Genomic DNA, 9,496 nt, shown 5'->3' with positions numbered 1-9,496 from the left:
ATCAGCAGGCGGCGGCGCTTCGGCCGGCGCGTCCGGGCGTGTTGTTTTCGACGCGCTCATAACAACAACACGCCGCAGATCAACGGGGGCGGGCTAGTCTTCGGGCTCCTCGGGGGGCGCTCGGTGGGTCGCTTGGTGGACGCGGACGGCCAGGAACGCGCGGGCGAACCGGGCGGCCAGCTCGCCGTCCATCTCGGCCGGGAGCTGGTCGACGCCGACCAGCCCGCCCGGCTTGGCGACGACCGCGGCCGAGTCGCCCACCCGCACGCCGCGGCCGTCGTCGAGGTCCTCCATGGACGGCAGGTCCAGCGCCGCCCGCAGGGTGTCCTGCAGCGCGCGGACGGTCTCGGCGTCGCGGTCGATGCGGACCTCGGCGGCGTCGGCCCGCTCCTCGGCGGCGTCCGCGCGCTGCTCGGCCCGGTCGGCGCGCGCCATCGCGGCGAGGATGCGGTCCTCGGCGGAGTCGGCGAGCTGCTCGGCGCGCTTGGCGCGGACGGCCTGCTCCTCCGCCCGTCCGGTGGCGGCGTTGCGCTCCACGGTCAGCCCCGCGACCTCGCCCTGGACGACGCTCAGCTCCGCCCGCAGCCGCCGCTCGGCGTCCGCGGCGGCCTCCAGCTTGGCGCGGGCCTCGGCCAGCTCGGCGCGCAGGTCCGCGATGTCGCCGCGCGCGGCGGCCAGCGCGCCCTGCTCGGCCGACAGCCGGGTGGCGAGGTCGTCGCGCTCGCGCTCGGCGTCGGTCCGGGCCTGGTGCTCGGTGCTCCACGCCGTCTCGGCGCGCTTGCGGAGGCCCTCGGCGGACGCGGCCTCGTTCGCGGACGTGGCGCGGGCCTGCTGGTGGGCGCCCGCCTCCTTCCACGCGGTGGCCTCGCTCTCCTGCGCGGCGGCGACGCTCGCCTTCGCGGCCGTGAGCGCCTTCTCCGACTCCGCGCGCACCTCGGCGGTCTCCTGCCGGGCCTTCTCGGCACGGGCCTCGGCCTCCGCGGCGCGCGCGTCCGCGTCCAGCGACTGCTTGCGGGCGCCGGTCGCCTCGGCGAGGGCCTGCTCGGCGTCGTCGAGGACCTTGCGGACCTCGCCGTCCAGCCGGTCGCCCAGCGTGGCGGCGAGCGTGCCGAGCTGCGTCACCAGCCCGGAGAGCCGCTCGACCTCCCGGCCGAACGCGCGCGCCGGCCCCGGGTCGGTCCCAGTGCTCGCAGTCGTATCGCGCTCCACGGCCACCTCCGCCGGTTCGTCCCCGCCGGAACCGCCGGAGCCGCCGGAACCGCCCTCCGGCAGCCGGAGCGGCGCGGTCAGCGCGCCGTCGCCCGGGACCTCTTGATCTTCGCGCACGCGAGCATCCTAGTGAAACGTCCCGTTTTGCACCTCCCCCTGGCGCCCCCGATCCGCAGATCGGTCCGGAGCAGACTGGGATGACTCGTTAACTTGACTCGTTCAAGAAAATGGGCCAGTCTGTGTCGCGTGGAGACGCCCTTGGAGTTCCGGGAGATGCTGCGGGGGGCCGCCCTGCGGGTGACCCGGCCGCGGCTCGCGGTGCTGCGCGCGGTGCACGGGCACCCGCACGCCGACACCGACGCGCTCATCGGCGCCGTGCGCGAGGAACTGCCGAAGGTGTCCCACCAGGCCGTGTACGACTCGCTGCGCGTGCTCACCACGGCGGGGCTGGTGCGGCGCATCCAGCCCTCCGGCTCCGTGGCGCGCTACGAGTCGCGGATCGGCGACAACCACCACCACGTCGTCTGCCGGTCCTGCGGCGCCATCGCCGACGTCGACTGCGCCGTCGGCGAAGCCCCCTGCCTGACCGCCTCCGACGACCGCGGCTTCTCGATCGACGAGGCCGAGGTCGTCTACTGGGGCCTGTGCCCCGACTGCCCACCCGAACGAACCGCTGCTTCGTCCTGGAAGGAAGCACATGGCTGAGAACACCGAGGCCAACGTCAACGAGACGAGCGAGGCCGGCGGCTGCCCCGTCGTGCACGGCTCTCGCGCGCCGCACCCGACGCAGGGCGGCGGCAACCGCGGCTGGTGGCCGAACCAGCTCAACATGCGGGTGCTCGCCCCGCACCCGTCCGAGACCAACCCGTACGGGGACGACTTCGACTACGCCGAGGCGTTCGAGAGCCTCGACCTGCCGGCCGTGAAGGCCGACATCGCCGCGCTGCTCACCGACTCGCAGGACTGGTGGCCGGCCGACTTCGGCAACTACGGCCCGCTCATGGTCCGGATGGCGTGGCACAGCGCCGGCACCTACCGCGTCCACGACGGGCGCGGCGGTGGCGGCGGCGGCCAGCAGCGCTTCGCGCCGCTCAACAGCTGGCCGGACAACGTCCTGCTCGACCGGGCCCGCCGCCTGCTCTGGCCGGTCAAGAAGAAGTACGGCAAGAGCCTCTCCTGGGCCGACCTGTACATCCTCGCCGGCAACGTCTCCCTCGAGTCGATGGGCTTCAAGACGTTCGGGTTCGGCGGCGGCCGCGAGGACGTCTACGTCCCCGACGAGAACGTCTACTGGGGTCCCGAGCGCGAATGGCTCGCCGACGAGCGCTACACCGGCGACCGCGACCTGGAGAACCCGCTCGCCGCCGTGCAGATGGGCCTCATCTACGTCAACCCGGAGGGCCCGAACGGCAACCCGGACCCGATCGCCGCGGCCCGCGACATCCGCGAGACGTTCCGCCGGATGGCGATGAACGACGAGGAGACCGTCGCGCTGATCGCCGGCGGCCACACCTTCGGCAAGACGCACGGCGCCGACCCGCACGCCAACGTCGGCCCCGAGCCGGAGTCGGCCCCGCTGGAGCAGATGGGCCTCGGCTGGAAGGGCACCTACCGCTCCGGCAAGGGCGACGACGCGATGGGCAGCGGCCTGGAGGTCACCTGGACCGACACGCCCACCACCTGGGACAACAGCTTCTGGGAGATCCTGTTCGGCTACGAGTGGGAGCTGTTCAAGAGCCCCGCCGGCGCCTGGCAGTGGCGGCCCAAGGACGGCGCCGGCGAGGGCACCATCCCGCTGGCCCACTCCGGCGGCCGCACCCACCCGACGATGCTGACGACGGACCTGTCGCTGCGCTTCGACCCGATCTACGGGCCGATCTCGGAGCGGTTCAAGGACAACCCCGACGAGTTCGCGGACGCCTTCGCCCGCGCCTGGTACAAGCTGACGCACCGCGACATGGGCCCGGTCATCCGCTACCTCGGCCCGGAGGTCCCGGACGAGGAGCTCATCTGGCAGGACCCGGTGCCCGCCGTCGACCACGAGCTCGTCGGCGACGCGGACATCGCCGACCTCAAGCAGCGGGTCCTCGCCACCGGCCTGTCGGTGCGGCAGCTGGTCACCACCGCGTGGGCGTCGGCCGCGTCGTTCCGCGGCAGCGACAAGCGCGGCGGCGCCAACGGGGCCCGCATCCGCCTGCAGCCGCAGAGCGGGTGGGAGGTCAACGAGCCCGACGAGCTGGCGCAGGTGCTGCGCGCGCTGGAGGGCGTCCAGGAGGCGTTCAACTCCGCGCAGACCGGCGGCACGCGGGTCTCGCTCGCCGACCTGATCGTCCTGGCCGGCTGCGCGGGCGTCGAGAAGGCCGCGAAGGACGCGGGCCACGACGTCACGGTGCCGTTCACGCCGGGGCGCACCGACGCCTCGCAGGAGCAGACCGACGTCGAGTCGTTCGCGGAGATGGAGCCGACGCACGACGGGTTCCGCAACTACCTCGGCAAGGGCAACCGGCTTCCGGCCGAGTTCCTGCTCGTCGACCGGGCGCAGCTGCTGAACCTCACCGCGCCGGAGATGTCGGTGCTGGTCGGCGGCCTGCGGGCCATCGGCGCGAACTACCAGCAGTCCAAGCTCGGCGTGCTCACCGACCGGCCCGGCACGCTGACCAACGACTTCTTCGTGAACATGCTCGACATGAACATCACGTGGGAGCCGACGTCCGAGGCCGCCGAGTCCTTCGAGGGCCGCGACGCCTCCGGCGAGGTCAAGTGGACCGGCAGCCGCGCCGACCTGCTGTTCGGCTCGAACTCCGAGCTGCGCGCGGTCGCCGAGGTCTACGGGGCCGACGACGCCCGGGAGAAGTTCGTGCAGGACTTCGTCGCCGCGTGGAACAAGGTGATGAACCTGGACCGCTTCGACCTGGTGTGACCTGCCCGTCCAGGCCGGCCCGGCTCCCGGGCCGGCCTGGACGCCGTTCCGTCACGGGCGGCAGTTCGGGCAGAGCCCCCAGAACGTGACATCGGCCTCGTCGACGAGATACCCGGCCTCGTCGACCGGCTCCAGGCAGGGCGCGTGCCCCACAACGCAGTCGACGTCCTGCATGGCCCCACAGCCGCGGCAGACCAGGTGATGGTGGTTGTCGCCGACGCGCCCCTCGAACCGCGCCGGGCTGTCGCCCGGCTGGATGCGCCGCACCAGCCCCGCCGCCGTGAGCGCGTGCAGCGCCTCGTAGACGGCCTGCAGCGAGACGTGCCCGACCCGGTCGCGGACCCCGCCGGCGATCGTTTCGACATCGAGGTGGTCCCCGGCCCGGACGGTCTCCAGCAGCGCGACACGGGCGGCCGTCACCCGCAGCCCGGCACCGCGCAACTCGTCGGCGACGCCCTGCGACGCGGTCATGCCCCACCTCTAGACGAGAATGATTCCGACAACGAATGACAAAAGTGTAATCGAGGCCCGCTAACTCCCCGAGAACACGGATCTGACTTCCGGCGCATGGTTTGCCGAACTAGCAAGACGGCGTGCGCTTTTCGCATCATCCGCCTACCGTGTCGGCATGACCCACTCAGCGCACGGCCATGGCGCACACCACGTCCACCAGCACGGACATGCCGCAGACGACCTGGCCGAGATGCTCGATCTCGACGCGGAAGTGCTCGCCGAGCACACCGCGTCCATCATCGAGTGGCTGCCCCTCAAGGAGAGCCCCCGCCAGATCGTGGACCTGGGCTGCGGGACCGGCGCCGGCACCTTCGCCCTCCTGGGACGCTTCCCCGACGCGCACGTGACCGCCGTCGACTCCTCGGCCGACCACCTGCACCGCCTCCGGGAGAAGGCTCAGGCGAACGGGCTGGGCGGCCGCGTCCGCACCGTCCAGGCCGACCTCGACACCGAGTGGCCGGACCTCGGCAGGCCCGACCTGGTGTGGGCGTCGGCGTCCATGCATCACATGGCCGACCCCGACCGGACGCTGCGCCAGGTCCACGAGATGCTCGCGCCGGGCGGCCTGTTCGCCGTCGTCGAACTCGCCGACTTCCCCCGGTTCCTCCCGGAGGGCGCCCCGGCGGACCGTCCCGGCCTGGAGGAACGCTGCCACGCCGCGAGCGACCGCCACCACGCCGAGCACGTCCCGCACCGCGGCGCCGACTGGGGCCCGAAGCTGACCGCGGCCGGCTTCACCGTGGAGGGCGAACGCACGATCACCGTAGAGATCGGCCACTCCGACACGGTCGCCCGCTACGCCCTCAACGCCCTCCAGCGCATGCGCGGCACCGTCGCCGACGCCCTCTCCCCCGAAGACCTGGCCGCCCTGGACCGGCTCCTCGACCCGAACGGCCCCGACAGCATCCTGCACCGCGACGACCTGACCGTACGCACCGAACGCACCACCTGGGCCGCCCACCGCCCCTGACCCGCCGCATCGGCGGTCGTGTACGTACATTGTGCACACAGGAGCTTGCGGTGTACGTACGTTGTCTGTACCCTTGGTATTCGGATGGTACGGAGGATGATCATGGCCAGTCACAGCGGCGATTCCGAGGAGCAGGCGCGGCAGACGCGTCTCAACCTTCGCACGAGTGAACGGCAGGACACGCTCATCCGGATGGCGGCACAGGCCACCAACAAGACGGTGACGGCCTTCATCCTCGACAGCGCGAGTTCGGCAGCGGAGCAGGTACTGGCCGATCGGCGCTGGTTCATGCTCGACGACGCGGCATGGAACGCCTTTCAGGACGCACTCGAACGGCCGGCCGTGGTCAAGCCGCGCCTGGCCGAACTCCTGTCCGAGGAACCGGACCTCTTCGAGGACTGACCAGACATGTTCTCGAAACCGCACAAGCTGACGGCGCAGGACGATGTACGAGGCTTCGACTGCGGCCAGCCGGACCTTGACGGCTGGCTGGAGAAGTACGCCCTGGTCAATCAGAAAGCCGGAATGGCGACCGTGTTCGCCACCTCGTCCGAGAACAGGGTGGTCGGCTATTACGCGTTGGCCACCGGCGGTGTCGAGAGGGCCAACGCCCCGGAACGCGTCGTGCGGGGCGTGCCCGCCCATCCGGTCCCGGTCATCCTCCTGACCCGGCTCGCCGTGGACTCCACCGTCCAGGGAAAGGGCCTGGGCAGGGCATTGCTGAGGGACGCGCTGGTCCGTGTGGCGAACGCAGCGGAGGAGATCGGCGTGCGGGCTCTGCTCATCCACGCCAAGGACGACCAGGCAAAGAAGTTCTACATGCGCAACGGGGAGTTCGAACCGTCGCCTACGGACCCTCTCCATCTGTTCCTGCTGATGAAGGACTTGCGGAAGGCATTGCGAACTGGGTGACCCGGGCCTTCCTCTGCGCCCAGCGGCCGGTGACGCCGCGCGACTGTTCGAGTTCGGCGCCCAGGTGCGCGGCCCACCGCCGCACGTCGGTGTTCTCGACACTCCAGCCGTCCCCGCCCTGCACCCACAGGTAGACCGTCCCGGCGTACGAGGCCGTTGTGTAGGCCAGTTCGCACGCGTCGAACGCCGCCTGGACGTTGCCGAGCAACGCTTCGGTCAGCGCCAGATTGCACAGGGCGACCTCGGGGCGCCGCGTGTCACGTGCGAGGGCGTTCATGAACGCCGCCCGCGCCTTCTCGGGCTCGTCCACCAGGATGCAGAACGCGTGGTTCTGCTGCAAGGTCAGGTCGGACGGCCTCAGCCTGCGCGCCCCGTCCAGGAGGGCGGCGGCCGCCTTGCGCTGCCCCTCTTCCAGGAGCGCCACCGCCTGGCCGGTCAGCGATGTCATCGTCGCAGGGTCGACGGCGTCGTCGTCGGCGACCGCCCGATCGGCGAGCGCGGTGGCGACGTCCTCGCGCGAGAGTTCCCGTTCCGCCAGGAGTGCGTGCGGAAGCCCGGGGGACCAAGCACCGGCGAGGTACCGGTACTCCCGCTTCAGAGACTCCGACGACCACTCCGCGAGGTAGGTCTGGGTGAACCTGTCGACGACCCACGTCCAGTGCTTGGTCTCCTCGTCCGCAGGCTCCGCCGAGCCGGGCTCCGGCCACGCCTCGGGCGGCGTCCAGCGGAGCACGTCCTCGAGGGGAGCCGTCTCCAACCAGGCGTTCAGACGCCGCGCGGTCTTCCCGAGCCAGATCGCCTCGATGTATCCGCCGGGTGATATCGCGTCGCAGGCGTCGCCCCGGAAGAACGCGCGCCATCGCGCGGCGTGCTCGCCGGTGCCCCGTGGTTCGTCCGAGAACTCCAGGCGCTCCAGCCACCCCGCGAGCGTGAGCTTCATGGTCTCCGCGATGCCGCGCCGTACGATCCGGTCGGGATCGAGGCCCCGGCAGCCGAGCGCGCCCAGGGCGGATGTGGCGTCGACGAGACGCCGAAGGTTGAGGGTGCCGTCATCCAGCAGGGGGTGAGTCTGGGCGACGTCCAGGACCACTTGAAGCAGGGACGAGGTGTGCCAGAGCATGTGCGGTGTAGGGCCGGTTTCGCCGAGCAGCAGTTCCCGGGCGTCGAACGTCCGGGCGGCCGGCGCGGCGACGCGGCCGTGCCTGAGGGTGGACGCGAGCACTTCGCGGCACTCTTCGCGGCAGATGCGCGTGCCGTCCCGCTCGACGGCGTACGGGCAGTCGCGATGCCTGCGGGCGGGGTCGCAGGCATCGACGTACCGCACGAGCGAGATGATCTTGAGTTCGGTGTCGGGGCGGCCCATCCGCTCATTCTGTCAATGTGCGGATGGATTTCGTGGGGAACCGATGGCTTCCAGAAGTGGTCAGGCTTTGGTGGTGGTGAGGGTTTTGCCGAGGGCGCTGCCCTTGGCCCATTTGGCGAAGGGCAGTTGCCAGTAGCCCCAGCCGTTCGTCCACTGGAGGTTGCGCTTGGTGCCGGTGATCTTGACGATGTCGCCCCGGTAGGACCAGTGGAAGAACCACTGGGCGTCGGCGGCGGGGGAGCGGACGCAGCCGTGGCTGCAGTTGCGGTTGCCGAGGCAGGTCGGGTCGTCCATGTTCTGGTGGATGTACTCGCCGCTATTGGAGATGCGGGTCGCCCACGGGACCTTCTCGTCGTACCAGCCGGGGTCGCCCTTCTTCTTGCCCGGCGGGCGCATGCGCTCCAGGCGGACGTGGTCCATGGTGAGGTGGACGCCGCTGGTGGTGAGGAGGTGGTCGACGCCGTCGCGCTGGACGTCGCCGCCGACGCCGAGGCTGATGCCCCAGTTGCGGACGGTGCGGCCGTTCTTCTTGACGACGAGCCGGTGCGTGTTCGCGTTGATGCTGACGACGTGGGAGTCGCCGATCTTGAAGGTGTGGGTGACGTCCTTGTCGCCGAAGACGTCGTCGCCGATCTTCAGGCCCGCGTAGTGGACGGTGACGGTGACGCGCTGGCGGGGCTTCCACGGGTGCTTCGGGCGGAACACCATCGAGGGGAGGCCGTTGAAGGACTCGCCCGCGCTCAGCCAGCGCCAGGCGCCCTCGGTGGGGGTGCTGGAGGAGATCTCGGTGGCGCGCTCGATGAGCGGCTTGGCCTGGTCGGGGACGGCCTTGTTGAACTGGACGAAGATCGGCATGCCGGTGCCGACCGTCTCGTTCTGGCTGGGCACGACGTTGTTGACGCGGGTGGCGGCGGTGGCGCGGCTCGCGCGGAACGCGCTGGTCGCGGTGGTGGACTTGCCCTTCGGTGAGGTGGCCGTGGCCGACACCTGGTAGCGGCCGCCGGGCTGCAGCGTCCAGGTGGAATGCCACTTGGTCTTGTCGGCGGACAGCTTGCCGGGGACGTCCTCGCCCTTCAGCTTGACGGAGACGGCGCCGAGCGTGCCGCCCGCGACGGCGACCGCCACGCCCTCGTCGGGGCGGGCCTTGCCGTTGCCGTCCGCCGGGGTGATCGTCACCTGGGGCGTGCCGTCGTCGCCGCCCTTCGCGGTGACGCCGCCGGTGTCGCCGTCGCCTCCGCCGCATGCGGTCGCCAGTCCCAGGACCAGCGCCAGCACCAACGCTTTTCCGCGCACCGTTCTCCTCACCAGCCCGCCGGTGCCCGCGCGTCGCGGGACGGCAACAAGATCGCTTACGGAACGGCCCTTATTCCCGTCCCGTCCGGAGGGCGGGGCGGCGCGTACGGCGGCGTCCGATCACTTAGGACGTCCATCGTCCCCCGAAGGTTCGCCCGCGGGGGACGATTCGGGGGATCTTTCGTGGTCCGCTGACGCTCGGGGCCCTCCGTCGATCTTCTCTTCAAGACTGGGGTGCGGCCGGTTAAAAGCGACCGTCCCCGCGCTGACCTGTTGCGATGCTGGACCGTGGCCGCCCCGCGACGGCCCCCGCTAG

General features: G+C 71.3%; 9 protein-coding genes. 5 read left to right on the top strand and 4 right to left on the bottom strand.

Annotated features, from left to right (window positions below; all coding sequences use genetic code 11):
- Nucleotides 1-93: 93 nt before the first annotated feature.
- Complete coding sequence (locus ABZ806_RS38545) at nt 94-1,326, bottom strand: hypothetical protein (protein ID WP_500223342.1); 1,233 nt, start codon at nt 1,324-1,326, stop codon at nt 94-96.
- 156 nt (nt 1,327-1,482) lie between these two features.
- On the opposite strand from ABZ806_RS38545, the gene ABZ806_RS38540 reads away from it, so the two are divergent.
- Entirely contained in the window at nt 1,483-1,914 is a 432-nt protein-coding gene (locus ABZ806_RS38540) for a Fur family transcriptional regulator (RefSeq protein ID WP_500223343.1), read from the top strand.
- Nucleotides 1,907-4,129: a catalase/peroxidase HPI gene (katG, locus tag ABZ806_RS38535; protein ID WP_500223340.1), complete on the top strand. Its 2,223-nt coding sequence runs from the start codon at nt 1,907-1,909 to the stop codon at nt 4,127-4,129. The genes ABZ806_RS38540 and katG overlap by 8 nt, the downstream gene beginning before the upstream one ends.
- 51 nt (nt 4,130-4,180) lie before the next feature.
- On the opposite strand, the gene ABZ806_RS38530 is transcribed toward katG, so the two are convergent.
- Nucleotides 4,181-4,600 (bottom strand): Fur family transcriptional regulator, encoded by a 420-nt coding sequence (locus ABZ806_RS38530; RefSeq protein ID WP_500223339.1) that lies wholly within the window; start codon nt 4,598-4,600, stop codon nt 4,181-4,183.
- Nucleotides 4,601-4,757: 157 nt separating this feature from the next.
- Between ABZ806_RS38530 and ABZ806_RS38525 the strand changes: the two genes are divergently transcribed.
- The 3 genes from ABZ806_RS38525 (at nt 4,758) to ABZ806_RS38515 (ending at nt 6,524) form a co-directional block, all read left to right on the top strand.
- Nucleotides 4,758-5,612 (top strand): class I SAM-dependent methyltransferase, encoded by an 855-nt coding sequence (locus ABZ806_RS38525; RefSeq protein WP_500223337.1) that lies wholly within the window; start codon nt 4,758-4,760, stop codon nt 5,610-5,612.
- Nucleotides 5,613-5,714: 102 nt separating this feature from the next.
- Nucleotides 5,715-6,014, top strand: a complete 300-nt coding sequence (locus ABZ806_RS38520) for a type II toxin-antitoxin system TacA family antitoxin (RefSeq protein ID WP_500223335.1) — start codon at nt 5,715-5,717, stop codon at nt 6,012-6,014.
- 6 nt (nt 6,015-6,020) lie between these two features.
- Nucleotides 6,021-6,524 carry a GNAT family N-acetyltransferase gene (locus ABZ806_RS38515; protein WP_500223333.1) on the top strand — a complete coding sequence of 168 codons (504 nt, stop codon included), beginning with the start codon at nt 6,021-6,023 and terminating at the stop codon, nt 6,522-6,524.
- Here the strand turns inward: ABZ806_RS38515 and ABZ806_RS38510 are convergent.
- Together ABZ806_RS38510 and ABZ806_RS38505 are read right to left on the bottom strand one after the other, a co-directional pair.
- Complete coding sequence (locus ABZ806_RS38510; protein WP_500223332.1) at nt 6,460-7,887, bottom strand: hypothetical protein; 1,428 nt, start codon at nt 7,885-7,887, stop codon at nt 6,460-6,462. The genes ABZ806_RS38515 and ABZ806_RS38510 overlap by 65 nt on opposite strands.
- Before the next feature lie 60 nt (nt 7,888-7,947).
- Nucleotides 7,948-9,180 carry a L,D-transpeptidase gene (locus ABZ806_RS38505; RefSeq protein ID WP_500223330.1) on the bottom strand — a complete coding sequence of 411 codons (1,233 nt, stop codon included), beginning with the start codon at nt 9,178-9,180 and terminating at the stop codon, nt 7,948-7,950.
- Between the last annotated feature and the right edge of the window lie 316 nt (nt 9,181-9,496).

It is taken from the genome of Spirillospora sp. NPDC047418, assembly GCF_040643275.1.
GTDB lineage: Bacteria > Actinomycetota > Actinomycetes > Streptosporangiales > Streptosporangiaceae > Spirillospora.
This window is presented reverse-complemented; position numbering and strand designations above follow the sequence as displayed.